The sequence below is a fragment of the Nostoc sp. MS1 genome (genome assembly GCF_019976755.1).
Taxonomy (GTDB): Bacteria; Cyanobacteriota; Cyanobacteriia; order Cyanobacteriales; family Nostocaceae; genus Trichormus.
Genome location: NZ_AP023441.1, coordinates 1,523,923 through 1,542,341, shown reverse-complemented (window position 1 = coordinate 1,542,341; position 18,419 = coordinate 1,523,923). Strand labels below are relative to the sequence as shown.

16 protein-coding genes are annotated in these 18,419 nt (G+C 44.4%); 14 read left to right on the top strand and 2 right to left on the bottom strand.

Annotated features, from left to right (window positions below; translation table 11 throughout):
* Position 1: 1 nt before the first annotated feature.
* Complete coding sequence (locus NSMS1_RS06740) at positions 2-442, bottom strand: nucleoside deaminase (RefSeq protein WP_224092080.1); 441 nt, start codon at positions 440-442, stop codon at positions 2-4.
* A gap of 64 nt (positions 443-506) precedes the next feature.
* Between NSMS1_RS06740 and NSMS1_RS06735 the strand changes: the two genes are divergently transcribed.
* The 8 genes from NSMS1_RS06735 (at position 507) to NSMS1_RS06700 (ending at position 13,170) form a co-directional block, all read left to right on the top strand.
* The gene (locus NSMS1_RS06735; protein WP_224092079.1) at positions 507-1,313 is read left to right on the top strand and encodes an ion transporter; all 807 of its coding nucleotides are present in this window, start codon (positions 507-509) and stop codon (positions 1,311-1,313) included.
* A gap of 121 nt (positions 1,314-1,434) precedes the next feature.
* Positions 1,435-7,494 (top strand): AAA family ATPase, encoded by a 6,060-nt coding sequence (locus NSMS1_RS06730; protein ID WP_317986584.1) that lies wholly within the window; start codon positions 1,435-1,437, stop codon positions 7,492-7,494.
* 12 nt (positions 7,495-7,506) lie between these two features.
* The gene (locus tag NSMS1_RS06725; protein WP_224092078.1) at positions 7,507-8,136 is read left to right on the top strand and encodes a response regulator; all 630 of its coding nucleotides are present in this window, start codon (positions 7,507-7,509) and stop codon (positions 8,134-8,136) included.
* Between the two features lie 206 nt (positions 8,137-8,342).
* Positions 8,343-8,900, top strand: coding sequence for a DsbA family protein (locus NSMS1_RS06720; protein ID WP_224092077.1), 558 nt, complete (start codon positions 8,343-8,345; stop codon positions 8,898-8,900).
* A 33-nt stretch (positions 8,901-8,933) separates the two neighbouring features.
* Positions 8,934-9,827, top strand: a complete 894-nt coding sequence (locus NSMS1_RS06715) for an alpha/beta fold hydrolase (RefSeq protein WP_224092076.1) — start codon at positions 8,934-8,936, stop codon at positions 9,825-9,827.
* A gap of 215 nt (positions 9,828-10,042) precedes the next feature.
* Positions 10,043-11,620 (top strand): GMC family oxidoreductase, encoded by a 1,578-nt coding sequence (locus tag NSMS1_RS06710; protein ID WP_224092075.1) that lies wholly within the window; start codon positions 10,043-10,045, stop codon positions 11,618-11,620.
* A 49-nt stretch (positions 11,621-11,669) separates the two neighbouring features.
* Complete coding sequence (locus NSMS1_RS06705; protein ID WP_224092073.1) at positions 11,670-12,581, top strand: SDR family NAD(P)-dependent oxidoreductase; 912 nt, start codon at positions 11,670-11,672, stop codon at positions 12,579-12,581.
* Positions 12,582-12,654: 73 nt separating this feature from the next.
* Positions 12,655-13,170, top strand: coding sequence for an SgcJ/EcaC family oxidoreductase (locus NSMS1_RS06700; RefSeq protein WP_224092071.1), 516 nt, complete (start codon positions 12,655-12,657; stop codon positions 13,168-13,170).
* Positions 13,171-13,273: 103 nt separating this feature from the next.
* On the opposite strand, the gene NSMS1_RS06695 is transcribed toward NSMS1_RS06700, so the two are convergent.
* Positions 13,274-13,423: a hypothetical protein gene (locus NSMS1_RS06695; RefSeq protein WP_224092069.1), complete on the bottom strand. Its 150-nt coding sequence runs from the start codon at positions 13,421-13,423 to the stop codon at positions 13,274-13,276.
* 129 nt (positions 13,424-13,552) lie between these two features.
* Here NSMS1_RS06695 and NSMS1_RS06690 point away from each other — a divergent pair, with 129 nt between their 5' ends.
* From NSMS1_RS06690 to NSMS1_RS06665, 6 genes are all read left to right on the top strand, one after another.
* The gene (locus tag NSMS1_RS06690; RefSeq protein ID WP_224092067.1) at positions 13,553-14,302 is read left to right on the top strand and encodes an SDR family oxidoreductase; all 750 of its coding nucleotides are present in this window, start codon (positions 13,553-13,555) and stop codon (positions 14,300-14,302) included.
* Between the two features lie 47 nt (positions 14,303-14,349).
* Positions 14,350-14,739 carry a DUF302 domain-containing protein gene (locus NSMS1_RS06685; RefSeq protein WP_224092065.1) on the top strand — a complete coding sequence of 130 codons (390 nt, stop codon included), beginning with the start codon at positions 14,350-14,352 and terminating at the stop codon, positions 14,737-14,739.
* 74 nt (positions 14,740-14,813) lie between these two features.
* Positions 14,814-15,464, top strand: coding sequence for an MOSC domain-containing protein (locus NSMS1_RS06680; protein ID WP_224092064.1), 651 nt, complete (start codon positions 14,814-14,816; stop codon positions 15,462-15,464).
* A 57-nt stretch (positions 15,465-15,521) separates the two neighbouring features.
* On the top strand, positions 15,522-16,406 hold the full coding sequence (locus NSMS1_RS06675) for an alpha/beta fold hydrolase (protein ID WP_224092062.1): 885 nt from the start codon (positions 15,522-15,524) through the stop codon (positions 16,404-16,406).
* Positions 16,407-16,696: 290 nt separating this feature from the next.
* On the top strand, positions 16,697-17,263 hold the full coding sequence (locus tag NSMS1_RS06670; RefSeq protein WP_224092060.1) for a ferric reductase-like transmembrane domain-containing protein: 567 nt from the start codon (positions 16,697-16,699) through the stop codon (positions 17,261-17,263).
* Between the two features lie 77 nt (positions 17,264-17,340).
* Positions 17,341-18,366, top strand: a complete 1,026-nt coding sequence (locus NSMS1_RS06665; RefSeq protein WP_224092058.1) for a WD40 repeat domain-containing protein — start codon at positions 17,341-17,343, stop codon at positions 18,364-18,366.
* Positions 18,367-18,419 lie beyond the last annotated feature (53 nt).

Below are 18,419 nucleotides of genomic sequence, written 5' to 3'. Positions count from 1 at the left end.
TTTAAGGATTATTAGGTTTCTGAAATAAACTCAAACATTCCTGTTTAAGAATACCCTTAGTCACTTTGATATTTCGGAAAGACTTAGCAATTATTTCTTCACAAGATATTTCAATCTGTGCTTGATTCGCTGCAATTAAATCTTCAATTGAAGCACCATAGACAATCTCGGCTATTCCACTCCACACACAAGCTGCTGCACACATGGGGCAAGGTTCGCCAGTAGTGTATATGGTATAACCTTTTAAAGAAAAGCTTTGTAGTTTACTAGTTAAACGACGAATAACATTAATTTCTGCATGAGCAGAAGGATCACTATCCCTACCAACAGTATTGTGTGCGATCGCCACGACTTGATTATCTTTGACAATTACTGCACCATATGGAGAATCTCCTTTTTTTGCCTCTGCTAATGCTAGGCTCATAAAATATTCTTGATTCATATTAACTAGATAATTCAGCAACCTAAACAGTAAAAATACCATATTTAACCAGTTATCTCTAAATATGTTACTAAGTAGAAAGAAAACTGAATTTTACTTAACAGACCTAGAAACCCCGTTAGGCAAAGCGATTAATCTAATAATCGCTGCCTTGGTTTTATTATCATCAGGTATTTTTGTAGCTCAAACATACAACATACCTGATTCTATTCGTTGGCAGTTAGATGTAATAGATAAAATTATATTAGTAATTTTTGCGGTAGAATATGCCCTCCGTTTATGGAGTGCTGAAAATAAACTGCAATATATATTTAACGTTTATTCAATTATTGACTTAATGGCGATTTTGCCATTTTTCATAGGTTGGGTAGATATTAGTTTTATTCGGATATTACGTTGGTTTAGAATATTACGACTAATCAGATTCATCGATAGTAGATTTTTCTTCGGCAGTATCAGTTCGGAAGATGGAATAATTTTCATTCGTATACTGTTTACTTTATTTACTATCATCTTCGTTTATTCTGGGTTAATTTACCAAGTAGAACATCCTGTAAACACACAAGCTTATAAAACTTTTTTAGATGCCTTTTATTTCTCAGTAGTCACCATGACAACTGTCGGATTTGGTGATGTAACACCTATTTCCGAAGTAGGTAGATTATTAACTGTGTTGATGATTTTGACTGGTGTAGGGTTAATTCCTTGGCAAGTTGGCGATTTAATTAGGCGTTTAGTAAAAACCACAAATCAGGTAGAAACAGTTTGCTTAAGTTGTGGTTTGCAATTTCATGATCAAGATGCGGATTTTTGTAAACGCTGTGGAAACAAATTACCTAGCAAACCATACCAAAGGACTGGCGGTAACTGAACTCAAGCCACACGATCACAAAGCACTACAGGAGTTAGAAACAGCTTTGATATGGTATCTCAGTAGGATAGCGATCGCACTTCTGGGGTTATAGCCAAGTAATTGGTGTATAGTTTGAGTTATGCCAGATCATCCTCTCAAGAGTTGCTCTATGATTGCTCTAGCTGGTATTGCCATTCAAGACAAGATATACGAAAGTTCTAATTCTCTAGTTTATCGAGGCATCAGAAACGATGGAGTAGGGATCGTGGCAAAAATACTCAAGCAAGATTATCCCTCACCTCAAGAACTAACCCGTTACAGACAAGAATATAAAATTATCCGTTCCCTCACACTGGAAGGAGTGGTGAAGGCATATAGCCAGCAAGACTATCAACGTACTCTGGTAATTATATTAGAAGATTTTGGGGCAGAGTCCTTAGAGCAATTCATACACAAGCATCCAGATATTTTCTGCCCGATGCCTTTATCGACTTTTCTAGGTTTTGCGATCGCCCTCACCAACATTCTAGGCAGAATCCATGCAGCCAATGTCATTCATAAAGATATCAACCCTGGAAACATAGTCCTCAATCTCGATACTGGCGTTATCAAAATTATTGACTTTGGAATTGCCACCCAATTTAATCGCACGAATCCGACTTTCAAAAACCCTCATGTTTTAGAAGGAACCCTCGCCTACCTGTCTCCAGAGCAAACAGGGCGGATGAACCGTTTGCTCGATTACCGGACTGATTTCTATTCGTTGGGCGTGACATTTTACGAACTGCTCACCGGACAACTACCATTTCCCACCAAAGACGTGCTGGAGCTAGTCCATTGTCATATTGCCAAACATCCAATTGCGCCTCATGAAATAAATACGACGATTCCCAAACCAGTTTCAGATATCATTCTCAAACTGATGGCGAAAAACGCCGAAGAACGCTATCAAAGTGCCTGGGGCATCAAAGCAGATTTAGAAATCTGTGCTGAACAATTAGAACAAACTGGTCAAATCTCTAGTATTCAACTGGCACTTCAAGACATTTGCGATCGCTTTCAAATTCCCCAAAAACTTTATGGACGGGATCAGGAAGTTGCAATGTTACTGGCGGCGTTTGCTCGCGTAGCGTGTCCAGAAGATAATCCCGTTGCTGCTTTACCAAATCATTCAGAAACAACTTTACAAACCCAACAAACCGACAACCCAAAATTCCAAGTTGAAATGATGTTGGTATCTGGCTATGCTGGCATTGGCAAATCAGCGTTAGTGCAAGAAATTTATAAACCAATCACTCAAAAGCGTGGCTATTTTATCTGGGGTAAATTCGATCAATTTCAGCGCAATATTCCCTACAGTGCGATCGCAGATGCTCTGCAAAAATTGGTGCAGCAATTGCTCAGTGAACCAGACGAACAAGTGCAACAGTGGCGATCGCTGTTACTTACAGCTTTGGGAAACAACGGACAAATCATCATTGATATCATCCCGGAAGTTGAATTAATTATCGGCAAGCAGCCGCCTGTACCAGAAGTTGGTGCAACAGAAGCTCAAAATCGCTTTCATCGGATTTTTGGGCAATTTTTGCGGATATTTTGCTCAAAAAAACATCCCCTAGTGATATTCTTAGATGATTTGCAATGGATAGACTCAGCGACGCTGAATTTAATTGAGTTGATGCTGCTGGATGAGCAAGCCCAATCATTATTTTTGATTGGAGCTTATCGAGATAATGAAGTCAAGCCAACGCATCCATTAGCGTTAATGCTAGAGAGACTGCGAAAACAAGGGGTAGTACTTCAGGAAATTACCCTAACACCTTTAACGCTTGAGCCGTTGAATCAGTTAATTGCCGAGACGCTGCATCGGAATGCAGACATCGTTCGTCCCTTAGCTGAGTTAGTTTTACGTAAAACCCAGGGCAATCCGTTCTTTGTCAATGAATTTTTGAGAATGCTGTACAGCGAAAATCTGCTGACATTTGATGCTGAACACTTATGCTGGCAATGGAACATAGCTGATATTCAAGCCCAGGATATTACCGATAATGTTGTGGAGTTGCTACTAATCCAGTTAAATAAATTACCAGAAAACACACAGCAAATTCTCCAGTTAGCAGCTTGTATCGGTGCTGAATTTAATTTAGATACGTTAGCGATCGTTTGCGATCAAGCACCTGAAACGGTTTTTCAAGATTTACTAGCAGCCATACAACTTGGCTTAATTCAACCACTATCTGAATTAGATGAAAACTTATTAATTCAAGAGTATAAGTTCTTGCACGATCGCGTCCAACAAGCTGCTTATGCCCTAATCGATGAATCGCACAAACAGGTGGTTCATCTGCAAATCGGTCGCAATCTGCTGGAAAAAACGTTACCAGAGGAGTTATCAGAGCGGCTGTTTGCAATTGTCGATCATCTCAATTTAGCGATCGCTCTCGTCTTTGGGCAGGAACGAAACAGCATTGCCAGACTCAACTTAATGGCAGCCCAAAAAGCCAAAGCGGCTACTGCCTATAGTGCAGCTTTGAAGTATGCGATCGCAGGCATCGAGTTACTTGCAACCGATAGCTGGCAACAGCAGTATGACCTCAGTTTGATTCTCCATGAAGAAGCAGCAGAAACTGCCTATCTCTCAGGTGACTTTCAGGCGATGGAGCAATGGGTTGCTATTGTTCTGCAAGCAGCCAGAACCATTTTAGATCAAGTGAAAGTTCATGAGGTCACAATCAAAACCCATGTAGCACAAACTCACAAGTTAGACGCGATTAAAGTCGGGTTGCAAGTGTTGGCAAAACTAGGGCTGAACCTGCCAGAATCGCCCACAGAATTGCAGATTCAACAAGCACTAAAAGAAACAGCAAAAGTTCTGCAAGGAAGGAATATTCCAGATTTAGTGCATTTACCTTTAATGACAGATGCCAGTAGATTGGCAGCTATGCGGATTATTTCAAATATCGCTTCTCCTGCCTTTCAAGCTGCACCTGCACTGTTTTGGCTGATGGCGTGCGAGCAAGTCAAGTTATCGATTCAATATGGCAATGCACCCACTTCTGCGGTTGCCTATTCTTGTTATGGAGTCGTGATCACCGCAGCAACTCAGGATGTAGAGAAAGCTCATCAGTTTGGTCAACTCGCCCTCAACCTTGTGAAACGACTGAATGCGAAAGAACTTAAAAGCAAAACCTTTCTAATTGTTGCGGAAGGCATCAGCTTTGGCAAGTCTCATTTTAGGGAGATTGTATCTCTATTGCAGGAAAGTTACTCTAGCGGAGTAGAAACCGGAGATTTCGGATTTGCAGGTTTAGCGGCTTACCAAAAATGTGAGTATTTATATTTCAGTGGATTAGAACTGACTCAATTAGAACAGGAGATGGAGAATTACAGCCATGCGATCGCCCAATTGAAGCAGGAAACTTGCTTAAATTACCATCAAATCTTTTGGCAGGCAGTGCTTAACTTACAAGGGCAGGTTAATAATCCCTGCTGTTTACAAGGCGTTGCTTACGATGAGCAACAGGGATTGAACCGCTATTTAGCAAATAATGATTCTCTGGGATTTCAATATTTCTATATCAACAAGCTGATCCTCTGCTATCTATTTGGCCAGTTTACTCAAGCGTTAGAAAGTGCAAATGCGGCTGAGGGATATCTTAAAGGTGCGCCAGGGCAAGTAACGATGCCACTGTTCTGCTTTTATGATTCTTTGGTGCGACTAGCAATTTATTCATCTGTTCCTGATTCAGAAAAAAAAGTATTTTTGCTGAACGTGAGCAGCAACCAGGAAAAAATGCACAAATGGGCGCATTATGCGCCGATGAATTTTCTGCATAAATATCATTTAGTCGAGGCAGAAAAAGCCCGAGTTTTAGGTCAGTTGCTTGAGGCAGAAGGGTTTTATGAACAAGCGATTCAAGGAGCCAGAGAAAACGGATATCTTCAGGAAGAAGCGTTAGCTTACGAATTAGCTGCTAAACATTATCTGGCGCGAGGTTTGGAAAAATTTGCCCAGATATATATGAAGGAAGCTCACTACTGCTATGAACGGTGGGGCGCAACCGCAAAGGTCAGGAATTTAGAGGCTGATTATCCTCAGTTTTTTCCTCAATCAACAAGTGTGACCCTACCAATCCACACTACGGCTGGAACTACCTCTAATACCTCTCATGTTGCTCTCGATTTAGCAACAATAATGAAAGCAGCCCAAGCGATTTCCAGTGAGATTGAACTGGAACAACTGCTGCACAACTTAATGCAGATCCTCATTGAAAATGCTGGAGCGCAAACCGGATGTCTGCTTTTAGAAAACGCAGGAGAATGGACGATCGAAGCGACCTGTGAACTGGTTGAGGGCGCACAGACCTGTACAACCCAAGTACTGCAATCGATTTTGATCGCCAATCGTTTACCTGAATCGATTATTCATTATGTGATTCGGACTCATGAGTCGGTTATTCTCAATGATGCTACTCGTGAAGGTAATTTTATCAATGATCCCTATATTCAACACCACCAGATTCAATCAGTCTTGTGTTTACCACTGCTCAATCAAAGCAAACTCATCGGTTTATTGTATCTAGAAAATCAGATGGCAACTGGGGCATTTACACTGGAGCGATCGCAAATTCTCAGCCTACTTTCTACCCAAGCAGCGATCGCAATTGAAAATGCCAAACTCTATGCAAAGCTTCGAGCAAGCGAAAGCAGGATGACTCAATTTCTAGAAGCAGTTCCGGTAGGCATTGGCATCGTCAATGCAGAGGGTCGCCCTTATTACGCCAATCAACGGGGCATTCAACTCATGGGTAAAGGGATCGATCCTGCTGTGCCGCCGGAGCAAATCTCAGAGGCTTATCAGTTTTATGTGACGGGAACGGATCGAATCTATCCCACTGAAAAACTGCCAGCTATCCGGGCATTGAGCGGCGAACGCACCACCGTTGATGACATGGAAATTCGTCAAAATAGCACTACCATTCCCATTGAGGTATGGGGAACGCCAATCTTTGACGAACAGGGCAAGGTAGCTTATGCGATTGTAGCCTTTCAAGATATCACTGAGCGCAAACAAGCCCAGAAACTTCTCGCCGACTACAACCAAACGTTAGAACAGCAAATTACTGAGCGTACTTTGCTCCTTTGGCAGGAGATTGAAGAGCGCCAACGAGTGGAGAATGCCTTGCGACAAAGTGAAGAGCAACACAGGTTGACAATGGACTTCACGCACATCGGTAGTTGGAACTGGAATATCATTGAGAATACAACAGAGTGGAACGATAACCACGCTCGATTGCTGGGGTTAGTACCGGGTAAAGTTGAGAATAAAACTCAAGCATGGCGAGATCGCGTTCATCCAGAAGACATTCATCGGGTTGAGCAAGCTGTTTCAACATCTCTGGCAACCCACACTGATTGTGAAGTTGAATATCGAGTCATTCATCCAGATGGCAGTATTCATTGGTTGGTAGGTCGAGGTCGAGGAATTTATAACGAAGCTGGACAGCCTGTGCAGATGTTGGGTGTGATTCTTGACATTACCGAACAGCGAAACGCTGCACTGCGCGAACGCACACGAGCCGAGCAAGCATCTATTCTGGAAGAACGCAACCGAATGGCGCGAGAAATTCATGATACACTAGCTCAATCTTTCACTGGTATTTTACTTCAGGTTAGAGCAGCAACACAAGTGTTGGCGGACGACCCAGAAGCAACCCAAGTACATCTAGACATGATTGAGGAACTAGCACGCGCTGGGCTAGCTGGGGCAAGACGATCTGTATCAGCACTCCGGCCGCGGCTACTAGAAGAAGGTAATTTAGAGAGTGCCTTGCATCGTATTGTGGCTCAAATGCGATCGACGACCGACACCGCTCTGATTTGCGAAACTCAGGGTACAGCCTATTCCTTACCAACCGAAGTGGAGAATAACTTACTCAGAATTGGGCAGGAAGCATTAACCAATGCGATTAAATACGCTTCTGCCAGCGAAATTCGGGTTGAGTTAGTGTACAGCGAGACACAGTGTATCTTACGAGTTAAAGACGATGGCGGGGGCTTTGGCGTAGGTAGCATTCCTTTAAGTGGTGGGTTTGGCTTATTAGGAATGAGCGAACGAGCAGAGCGCATTAACGCACAACTAACAATTCAAAGCCAACCTGGTCAAGGAACAGAAATTATTGTCACTATCAACCCTTGAGTGAGAATTACAATGAGCCAATCCACTACGATTCGGGTGCTGATTGTTGACGACCATGCCATAGTCAGAAAGGGTCTAGCAACCATCATTAACCGCGATCCAGAAATGACAGTGATCGCTCAAGCTGAAGATGGGCAGCAGGCGATCGCCACGTTTCGAGAATACCAACCTGATGTCACACTAATGGATTTACGAATGCCCAAAATGGGAGGTGTTGAAGCCATTATGGCGATTTGTGCTGAATTTAAGCAGGCTCGGATCGCGGTACTCACAACCTACGATGGTGATGAAGATATCTATCGCGGTTTACAGGCGGGCGCTCAAGGCTATCTGCTCAAAGATTCTAAACTTGGCGAGCTTTTGAATGCGATTCGCGCCATTTATAATGGTCAAAAATACATTCCGCCAGAAGTGGGCGCAAAATTATTGCAGCGAATTAGCAATCCAGAACTGAGTGAACGAGAGTTGGAAGTGCTGCGTTTGATGGCCCAAGGAATGGGTAATCAGCAAATTGGGACTGCTTTGATTATTGGTGAAAGTACCGTCAAATCGCATGTGAATCGCATTTTGAGCAAACTGGGAGTGAGCGATCGCACGCAAGCCGTGATTACTGCTGTTAAGCGTGGGATTGTCAATTTATAAGGTGTATTCAAGTTAGTATCCAAATTCCAACTTTAGTTGGAGACAACCTTCCACTGCGAGCTGGAGGGCTTCATCCATCACTCGATGGTACAAAAATGCCAACCCACAGTGGACGACAAGAGAGGGTCAATTGTCTATATTGAATCCATAGCAACGTTAGCGCAGTTGGGTTGTAAGGCTTAAGTTTGCTTAATACAAACCAAAACATGACTTACGACCATGATAATCGTTCTTTATTCGTTCCGCCTTCAACCCAAGATCATATTCAAGGTGTACTGAATGCTGCTGTAGTCTTCGTCATGTATGGAGATTATGAATGTTTTCAAAGTGCCAACGTCTATCGATTGATTAAAGTTGCCAAGCAGCAATTGAAGGTTTCATTTGGAGAAAACAATTTAGGTTTTATCTTCCGTCATTTTCCTCAGATACAGATTCATCCACATGCTCAACGGGCAGCCCAAGCTGCGGAAGCCGCATCGGCTCAAGGGCAGTTTTGGCAAATCCATGAGATATTGTTCATTCATCAACAAGAGTTAGAGAATGGCTATCTAGTAGAGTATGCCAATCGTTTAGGACTTGATATTTCTCAATTTTTGCAAGATTTATCCAGAGGAACGTATGTCGATCGCATTAATGCGGATATCGAAGGTGGACTGCGAAGTGGAGTGGAGGCCGCACCAGCTTTGTTTATTAATGGAGTTCGCTATCTTGATCGCTGGACTGTTGAGCAGATAATGGCAGCCATTGTTGTGGCCAATGATTAAGGTTTTTGATTCTTATCCCAACAAGTATTTCAGTTGGGAGTATTTCATAACTTCTATACAGACGACAAGAACCAGAGATTTCAGCAATTTAGCAAGAATACAGAGGCGATCGCCATGATGGTTTTTACATGGAAAAAAGTTCAAAAATTGTTGCTATGGTTATTTGCATTAAGTGTTGTCATTGGAATATCAATCCATCCAACACCAGCCACCTCCAAGGAATCGCCTCAAGCGTCCAACTCTAAACCTGCGATCGTTCTCGTTCATGGGGCTTATGCTGACGGTACATCATGGCAACATGTAATTCCATTGTTAGAGCAAGATGGCTACAGGGTGACGGCTGTGCAGATTCCGCTCACATCGCTTGCTGATGATGTAGCAACGACGAAGCGGGTGATTAATAATCAAAAAGGTTCCGTTGTTGTGGTCGGACATTCCTATGGTGGAAATGTGATTACAGGTGCGGCAGCTGGCAATCCACAGGTGAAAGCTCTAGTTTATGTTAATGCTTTCGCACCAGATGTCGGTGAAAAGACAAGTGATTTGAATAAAAAGTACGCAGCACCTCCGATTAGTACGGCGATTGTATCTGATGCTGAAAACTTTCTCTATATAGATCGCGGGAAGTTTCACGAATTTTTTGCCCAAGACGTATCGAAGGCTGAGGCGCGAGTGATGGCAGCAACCCAAAAGCCGATCGCCAGCGCAGCGTTTGAGCAATCAGTGAATGAAATCGCCTGGAAAACGATTCCTTCCTGGTTTCTCGTGACTCAAAGCGATCGCGCCATCAACCCTGAACTTCAACGATTTATGGCGAAACGGATTCGTGCCAAGACAACCGAAGTTAACTCTAGTCATGTTCCTTTTATCTCTCATCCAAAAGAGGTTGCCAAGGTGATTGAAGCAGCAAGCACGGCTGTGAAGTAATCCCAATTTTAATGATTTGTTTGTGAGCTAAGTCCTGCGAACCAATGAGATGCAAGTTTGGTTTCTGGCAGAACATTTGATACAGCATTGATATGCAGTTAAATTCAGCAGATCGGGTGTTGTAAATCAAATAACTAACAGTATTTCAGCGCTCTTTAAATCAGTTCATTCTTGACTCCATTTATCCATTGTAGATAACAGAGGAAGAGAACTTTATGACTAATTATGACTACATTGTAATTGGTGCAGGGTCAGCAGGTTGTGTGGTTGCCAATCGTCTAACCGAAGACAATGAGACAACTGTGTTACTCCTCGAAGCAGGCAATCCAGATACAAAACCAGAGATTTTCATCCCAGCAGAGTGCGTCAATCTACTAGGCTCAGAGGTGGACTGGAGCTATTTCTCTGAACCAGAACCCTTCTTGAATAATCGCAAAATGTTTTGTTCCCGTGGCAAAGTCTTGGGGGGCAGTAGTTCGATTAATTTCATGATGTATGTCCGGGGCAATCATCACGATTATGACCACTGGCAGGAATTAGGAAATCCTGGTTGGAATTACCAGGGGGTCTTGCCCTATTTCAAGAAATCGGAACATCAGCAACGAGGCGCATCAGAATTTCACGGAGTTGATGGGGAGTTGAGCGTTACCGACCTCATTGCGCCTACTGTAACTTCTCAACGATTTGTAGAGGCATCTGTGGCAATGGGATTTGACTACAATCCTGATTTCAACGGTACGCAGCAGGAAGGAGCCGGACTCTATCAGCAAACTATCAAGGAGGGTAAACGGCACAGTGCTGCTGCTGCGTTCCTTATGCCCATTCTCCAGCGTCACAATTTGACCATAACGACTGGGGCATTAGTCACTCGATTGTTGTTTGAGGGAACCCGCACTGTTGGGGTGGAATATCTGCATGAGGGAATGCTGCACCAAGTCAGGGTTGAGCGGGAAGTGATTTTAAGTGCGGGGGCGTTCGATTCGCCCAAGCTGCTAATGCTTTCCGGCATTGGGGATGCAGCACACTTACAAACATTAGGGATTCCTGTTGTCGTCGATCTGCCAGGTGTTGGGCAAAACCTGCAAGACCACATTTTCTCTTCTGTAGTATACCAAGCAACTCAGGATTTACACTTTGCCAGCACCAGTGGTATCGGGGAAGCTGGATTATTTTTGCATAGCAAGTGGAATTCATCGGTTGCACCCGATTTACAGTTTCTCTTCGGTTCCATTCAGCTCTTACCCCCTGGCTATGCTCCAGAGGCATTTGGATTTACGGGTGCAGTCGCTTTGACCCATCTGCAAAATATTGGCAGTGTCAGTTTGCGTTCATCTAATCTCAACGATCCACCAACCATTCGGATGAATTATCTACAAAGTCAAGCCGATGTGCAGAAGCTGGTCGAGGGAATTAAGTTAATGCGTCAATTGTTTCAAACCAGTGCCTTTGATCAGTTTCGTGGCAAAGAAATTGCTCCGGGTGCTGAGGTTCAAAGTGATGCAGCACTCGAAGCTTACATTCGGGATACTTGCAGCACTGTATGGCATCCAGTTGGCACTTGCAAAATGGGCATTGACTCAATGGCAGTGGTAGATCCTGAGTTGCGGGTACATGGGGTTGAGGGATTGCGAGTTGTTGATGCCTCCATCATGCCCACGATCACTACGGGAAATACGAACGCACCGACCATCATGATTGGTGAGAAGGCAGCAGATTTAATTAAAGCAGGTCGCACAGCACGAACGGTTCTCAGCAAATCTAACGTCCAAAATCCGGCGTATTCACCTATTTAGAAACGGGCGATGGCAAATAGAACACTCGACCTCTGTGAAGGAATACACAATGGCACTGATTACAACACCATTCGGACGACATTCCACCGCCGCCGAGGTCGTAGAAGGAATTGATCTTTCTGGCAAGCGGGCGATCGTTACGGGAGCCGCATCGGGCATCGGCGTAGAAACGGCGCGGACACTGGCTCAAACTGGAGCGATCGTCACACTAGCTGTGCGTAATACCGATGCTGGAGCGCAAGTAGCGGCTGACATTATGGCTACTACTGGGAACCGGAATATTCATGTTGCTCCGCTTGATTTAAGCGATCGCAACTCAATTGCCAAGTTCATTGCTGCCTGGCGTGAGCCACTGCACATCCTCGTTAATAATGCAGGGGTAATGGCACTGCCTGAACAGCGCACACCCGAAGGCTGGGAGATGCAATTTGCCACAAACTATCTCGGACACTTTGCCCTAGCGCTCGGACTACACGACGCTCTCGCTGCCGAGGGTGCTGCCCGTATCGTGGTGGTTAGTTCTAGCGGACACCTGATGTCGCCCATTGTGTTCGATGATATTCACTTCATGTTCCGTCCTTATGATCCGTGGTTAGCGTATGGACAGTCCAAGACCGCAAGCATCCTCTTTGCTGTGGGTGCTACTGCACGCTGGTTCAAAGATGGTATTACCGCTAATGCCCTGATGCCAGGAGCGATCGCCACCAACCTCCAGCGTCATACCGGCGGTCTTAGAACCCCACCTGAGAGGCAGAAGACAATAGCGCAGGGTGCGGCAACTTCCGTTCTGTTGGCAACCTCTGCGCTACTCAAGGGCGTTGGCGGACGCTATTTCGAGGACTGCAATGAAGCCACTCTCGTCACCAACGGGAACGGCTATATGAGCGGAGTTGCCCCCTACGCCCTGAACCCAGACAATGCCGATCGGCTCTGGAATGAATCGTTGCTCCTGCTCGCTTGACCTGGCAGTAACAGTAAACACCCTCAATGCCGCTTGAAAACTGGTCTATTACTTAAAAGGAAAACTCAAAACTATGAATCCACAAACAGCTCAAACCACCACTACTGCTGACGAGTCGGCAATCAGTGCTTTCCATCGCCAGATGATTGATGCTTGGAATCGAGGTAGCGGCGAAGGCTTCGCTGCTCCGTTCAGCGAAACTGCCGATTTCATCACGTTCGAGGGTACGCATCTCAAGGGCCGAAAAGAAATCGCGGCATTTCATCAACAAGCGTTCGACACAGTTGTCAAAGGAACACGCCTGGAGGGTGAGGTGGATTTTATTCGCTTTGTGAACTCGCAACTCGCGCTCATGCTCGTAGTTATCAGGGTAATATTGCCTGGACAAACTGAAGCTTCACCGTCACGAGATTCGCTGCCGCTATACGTCGTAACGAAAGGCGACGAAGGTTGGCAGATCGAAGGGTTGCTCAATACCCGGAAGTTAACGCTAGAACGTCAATTCTTCTTAGACGACTTTGACTCACTGAGCGCAGAGGCTCAACGTCAAGTGACCGACCTAATTTCAAGTTTCAAGCAGCCTCATTAAGCAGATCAATCAAAAAAGATGTAAGGAATGGTACGCTTGTTAAGATACAAAAAATGATCGCTCTAGCTCTCCAATACGGACTTGACCGTACTAATTTTAGATTTTAGATTTTAAATTTTGGATTTTGGATTATTTTTGGTTCAAGCCCTGCCCCTGGTGGAGCCACTCTCGTGGGCGGGTTTCCCGACTTGAGAGAAGTGGCGTGGCAGAACAAATCGCGCTGCTTCGTCAATCCAAAATCTCCAAGCTGCATCCCCTTGTGGGTGCAGTCAATCCAAAATCGTCAATCCAAAATCTAAAATTGTTTGACTATTCTTCCTCCTGACTCCACTCTCCATTAGTAACTGACCGCTTTAAACCCAACAATCAAAGGATTAGCATCATGAGAAAACTGGAAGGGAAAATCGCCCTTGTCACGGGTGGCAATAGTGGTCTCGGTCTTGCCACAGCCAAACAGTTTGTTGCTGAAGGTGCCTATGTCTACATTACGGGTCGTCGCCAAGCTGAACTGGATGCTGCTGTAGAAGCCATTGGTAAAAATGTTACGGCTGTACAAAGTGATGTTTCTAATCTGGCAGACCTTGATCGCCTGTTTGCCACCATTAAGCAAGAGCAAGAACACCTTGATATCATCTTTGCTAATGCTGGCAGTGGACAAATTGCCCCACTTGGAGCAATCACTGAGGAACACTTTGACACAACATTCAACGTCAACGTCAAAGGTTTGCTATTCACCGTACAAAAGGCACTGCCACTGTTGCCAGAGGGCGCTTCTATTATCCTGAATGCTTCGATTACTTCTATAAAAGGTACACCAGCTTTCAGTGTTTACAGCGCCACCAAAGCCGCCGTGAGATCATTTGCTCGCAATTGGATACTCGACCTCAAAGAACGCAAGATCCGCGTGAATGCCATTAGCCCTGGTGTGGTTCCGACTCCTGGTTACGATCATTTGGGGCTGAATGACCAGCAGTTGCAAGAATTTGTGGACAGCCAAGCCAGCACCATCCCACTGGGACGAGTCGGCAAACCCGATGAGATTGCCAAAGCCGTTGTCTTTCTCGCTTCCGATGATAGCAGCTTTGTGAACGGCATTGAGTTGTTTGTTGATGGCGGTATGGCACAGATTTGAAGTGTCCTAAAAATATCCACACCAAAACCGTTGAGGAGTTCGGTGCTATGAATGCAAATAACGGCATCATCAGTCAGCCAAGCCCATATTCAGTAACCGAAACCATTGATCGCTTAGAAGCTATCCTTCAGGCAAAAGGCATCACCATTTTTGCCCGCATCGATCAACGAGCTGAAGCCAAAAAAGTTGGACTCAGCCTGCGTCCAACACAGTTACTGCTATTTGGCAACCCTGAAGCCGGAACACCGCTCATGGTGGCAGAACCGATGATCGCTCTGGATTTACCCCTGAAAATACTGGCTCATGAAGCGGCTGACGGCAAGGTGTGGCTGAGTTACAACGATCCTGATTACTTAAAACAGCGATTCTCTCTTTGTGATAAGTTGGTCAAAAACATCGCTATCATTACACCTTTAATCAATCAAGCACTCCAATAAACAACTCATTCATTTTTTCGATATCCCATGTTGGCTGCCGTAATTGAATGTAATCTAAAACTTTGAAGCTAAAGATGAAACTCATCTCTGTCAATGTAGGACTTCCACGTGAAGTAACCTGGAAAGGAAAACCCGTCCGCACTGGAATTTTCAAAGAGCCAGTTAATTCGAGAGTGATGGTGCGTGAACTCAATTTAGATGGCGATCGCCAAGCGGATCTCACCGTTCATGGCGGAGTTGACAAAGCCGTATATGTCTATCCTTTTGAGCATTATGATTACTGGCGAAGCGAATTGCCTGACATAGAGTTAACATTTGGGATTTTTGGGGAAAATTTCACAGTTACAGGATTTAAAGAAGAGGAAGTTAACATTGGCGATCGCTTCAAAATCGGCAGTGTGGAATTAATGGTGACTCAACCGCGCTTACCCTGCTACAAACTAGGGATTCGCTTTGGGCGAGCAGATATGGTGAAACGATTTCTCGCCAGTCGTCGCACCGGATTTTACTTTCGGGTTTTGCAAGAGGGCGAAGTTGGAGTCGGAGACACTTTAGAGTTGATCAGTCGAGATACCAACAATATTACTGTTGCTGATATCACTCAGCTTTATGTTCGTGAGCGAAACAATCCAGAGTTACTGCATCGTGCAGCTCAACTTGAAGCGTTACCCGAAAGCTGGCGGGACTACTTTCAAGAGCAGATCCATCGTCAGGATGTGAGATAGATCGACTTGTCGTAAAACTCCATCATGTCACTTTTATAACTTACAAAAAGTAATCCCATGACTACATATCGCACAGTTTCGATCGATGGGTTAGATATTTTCTACCGTGAAGCTGGTTCTCGTGATCATCCGACGATTTTGTTACTGCACGGCTTTCCAACTTCCTCTCATATGTTCCGCAATCTCATACCAGCCCTCGCTGATAAATTCCATCTCGTTGCTCCTGACTATCCGGGTTATGGCAACAGTTCGATGCCAACTGTAAATGAATTTGACTACACGTTTGATCGCTTGGCTGAGATTGTGGAGAAATTTATTGACGCGATCGCCCTCAAAAAGTACAGCCTTTATGTGATGGATTATGGCGCACCAATTGGCTATCGGATTGCTGCTAAATATCCAGAGCGCGTGCAATCTCTGATTGTTCAAAATGGCAATGCTTACGAGGAAGGTCTACGTAAATTTTGGGAACCAATTAAGGCATACTGGCAAGAGCGATCGCCTGAGAATGCTGAAAAGCTCAAATATCTGGTCACTCTAGAAGCAACCAAGTGGCAATATACCAATGGTGTTCGCAATCTAGAAGCAATCAGCCCCGATACTTGGACTATCGATCAACATTTCCTAGATCGCCCTGGCAACGGTGAGATTCAACTGGCACTTCTATATAGCTATGGCACTAATCCACCACTCTATCCCCAATGGCAAGAGTATTTCCGCCAGTATCAACCCCCTACCCTGATTGTTTGGGGCAAGAACGACTACATCTTTCCTGCTGACGGTGCTTATCCCTACCAGCGTGACTTGAAAGACGTTGATTTCCATCTACTCGATACCGGACATTTTGCCTTGGAAGAAGATGGGGATGCGATCGCAAACTATATCGAGCAATTTCTCACATCACGACTGCAATCTGTTCTCATATCAGGTTCGTCTAATTAGTTACGATAAAAACTTTGCTGACTTCTTTGCGGCTTTGCGCCTTTGCGTGAGATTTAATTTATAACTATTTTGCCTAACATGATATCACTTGATCGGTGGAAATGATAGATTATCCCAGCATGGCTAATGCTCAAATATAAACATTTGAATAACAATACCTTCGCCACAAAAAGAGTATGAACAAGAGAGGACTGATGTAGTAAAGATCGGCTGGAATCGTCAAAAAATGACCAGATAAAAAATACCTACTTTTGTAAGGGTTTTTATTGAAAAATTAAGGAGGATTGGTCATGGGAGCAATCGATACAGCACCGTTAGAAAACAGCCTGGGATTTCTAGCTTTAGGAGCTTATATTCTCACCTTAATGCCCACGAATCTCAGAATCATTTTTCCTCAAACTAAACAAACGAACCTTCCCAAATGGCTGTTAAAATATCGACGACTTATCGGTATTCTGGCTTTCTGCTTGGCTTTGCTTCACGCTTTCCTTTTAGTGAAAAAGAGAGACCTTGATTTTTTAGATCCCAATACCTATTGGATTTATATTCAAGGTATATCTACCTTCATAATTTTTACCCTATTGGCAATTACTTCTAATGACTGGAGTGTCAAAAGACTGAAAAAAAATTGGAAGCGATTACATACCCTGACTTACTTAGCTATGTTCCTGCTCACTTGGCACGTTTGGGACAAAATGTTAGAGCATTGGAGCTATTTAACCCCGATTGGGCTAGTAGGGATTGTCACGACAACCCTTTTATTTCTGATGCGACGCTGGATTGAACATCGGAATAAACAACAAAAAGCGAAAGGAAAAGCGTTCTCATCTCAAATTACAGAAAAAATTACTCTATAGTACCGCTAGTCTCCGACACCGTTACGCAGTGGGTGCAAGCCAGATTATTCTCCCACTCGCACAAGGAATGTCCTGTTATGAGATCGAAACCAATTACCAGGAAATCTTCAGCAGCATTGGCAATCAGCACCCTAACTATCTTGGTTGGTAGTAGCAGTTGTGCTAGCCTATTGTCTTCCTTCCGAAACGCTAGTGTTGCTACTACCTCTGTTGCAACCATTCAACCCTTACGTTCTGTCCCAGGAAATTCAACTTGGGTTTACGCGATCGCAATTAGCCCTGATGGACGCTTCCTCGCCAGTGGCAGTTACGATAAAAAAATTAAAATTTGGGATCTGCTTAGTAACACCTTACTATATACTCTACAAGGACACGGTGATGCAGTGGTAAGCCTTGCCATCAGTCCAGATAGCAAGCTACTCGCTAGTGGCAGTTGGGATAACCGGATTAAACTCTGGAATTTAGAGACGGGGCAACTGCTTCGTACCCTAGATGGCCATACAGATGATGTAGAAGCCGTTGCCATCAGCCCTAACGGAAAGTGGTTAGCCAGTGGTAGTGCTGACACAACCATCCGCATCTGGAACGTACAGACTGGCGTACAAGTTCATCAGTTATCGGATGGAAAGTGGGTAAGAACTGTTGCTTTTAGTCCAGATGGGCAGACTTTAGCTAGTGGCAATGAGGATGGTACACTCAAAATTTGGCGGCTCATGGATGGTGCTGTTTTAAAAACCCTGAATGCTCATTCACAAGCCGTGCGCTCAGTAACTTTTAGCCCTGATGGACGGACTTTAGCCAGTGGCAGTGCTGATAGGACTATCAAACTCTGGCAAATGCCCACTGGTCAATTGTTGCACTCCCTAATTGGACATTCAGGCGTTGTGTGGTCAGTGGCTTTCAGTCCCGATAGTAAGAGATTAGCTAGTGGTAGCAATGATAGCACTATCAAGTTATGGGGGTTGCCTGAAGGCAAACTCTTGGAGGATTTGATAGGGCATGAGCGAGGCGTGCGGTCAGTAGTTTTCAGTCCGCATGGAGACATGATAGCTAGCAGCAGTGCCGACAAAACCATCAAACTCTGGTCTCTTCCTAAAAATTGATAAGAGACTTTCAGAAACAAGATCGAGTATTTCTGAATCTATTGAACGGTTTG

Bases quoted from the DNA above. Each gene is read 5' to 3' on its own strand.
- NSMS1_RS06685 (WP_224092065.1), top strand. From the start codon at position 14,350: ATGAATGCAAATAACGGCATCATCAGTCAGCCAAGCCCATATTCAGTA.
- NSMS1_RS06690 (WP_224092067.1), top strand. From the start codon at position 13,553: ATGAGAAAACTGGAAGGGAAAATCGCCCTTGTCACGGGTGGCAATAGT.
- NSMS1_RS06725 (WP_224092078.1), top strand. From the start codon at position 7,507: ATGAGCCAATCCACTACGATTCGGGTGCTGATTGTTGACGACCATGCC.
- NSMS1_RS06700 (WP_224092071.1), top strand. From the start codon at position 12,655: ATGAATCCACAAACAGCTCAAACCACCACTACTGCTGACGAGTCGGCA.
- NSMS1_RS06705 (WP_224092073.1), top strand. From the start codon at position 11,670: ATGGCACTGATTACAACACCATTCGGACGACATTCCACCGCCGCCGAG.
- NSMS1_RS06665 (WP_224092058.1), top strand. From the start codon at position 17,341: ATGAGATCGAAACCAATTACCAGGAAATCTTCAGCAGCATTGGCAATC.
- NSMS1_RS06710 (WP_224092075.1), top strand. From the start codon at position 10,043: ATGACTAATTATGACTACATTGTAATTGGTGCAGGGTCAGCAGGTTGT.
- NSMS1_RS06730 (WP_317986584.1), top strand. From the start codon at position 1,435: ATGCCAGATCATCCTCTCAAGAGTTGCTCTATGATTGCTCTAGCTGGT.
- NSMS1_RS06670 (WP_224092060.1), top strand. From the start codon at position 16,697: ATGGGAGCAATCGATACAGCACCGTTAGAAAACAGCCTGGGATTTCTA.
- NSMS1_RS06675 (WP_224092062.1), top strand. From the start codon at position 15,522: ATGACTACATATCGCACAGTTTCGATCGATGGGTTAGATATTTTCTAC.
- NSMS1_RS06695 (WP_224092069.1), bottom strand. From the start codon at position 13,423: ATGCAGCTTGGAGATTTTGGATTGACGAAGCAGCGCGATTTGTTCTGC.
- NSMS1_RS06735 (WP_224092079.1), top strand. From the start codon at position 507: ATGTTACTAAGTAGAAAGAAAACTGAATTTTACTTAACAGACCTAGAA.
- NSMS1_RS06720 (WP_224092077.1), top strand. From the start codon at position 8,343: ATGACTTACGACCATGATAATCGTTCTTTATTCGTTCCGCCTTCAACC.
- NSMS1_RS06680 (WP_224092064.1), top strand. From the start codon at position 14,814: ATGAAACTCATCTCTGTCAATGTAGGACTTCCACGTGAAGTAACCTGG.
- NSMS1_RS06740 (WP_224092080.1), bottom strand. From the start codon at position 442: ATGAATCAAGAATATTTTATGAGCCTAGCATTAGCAGAGGCAAAAAAA.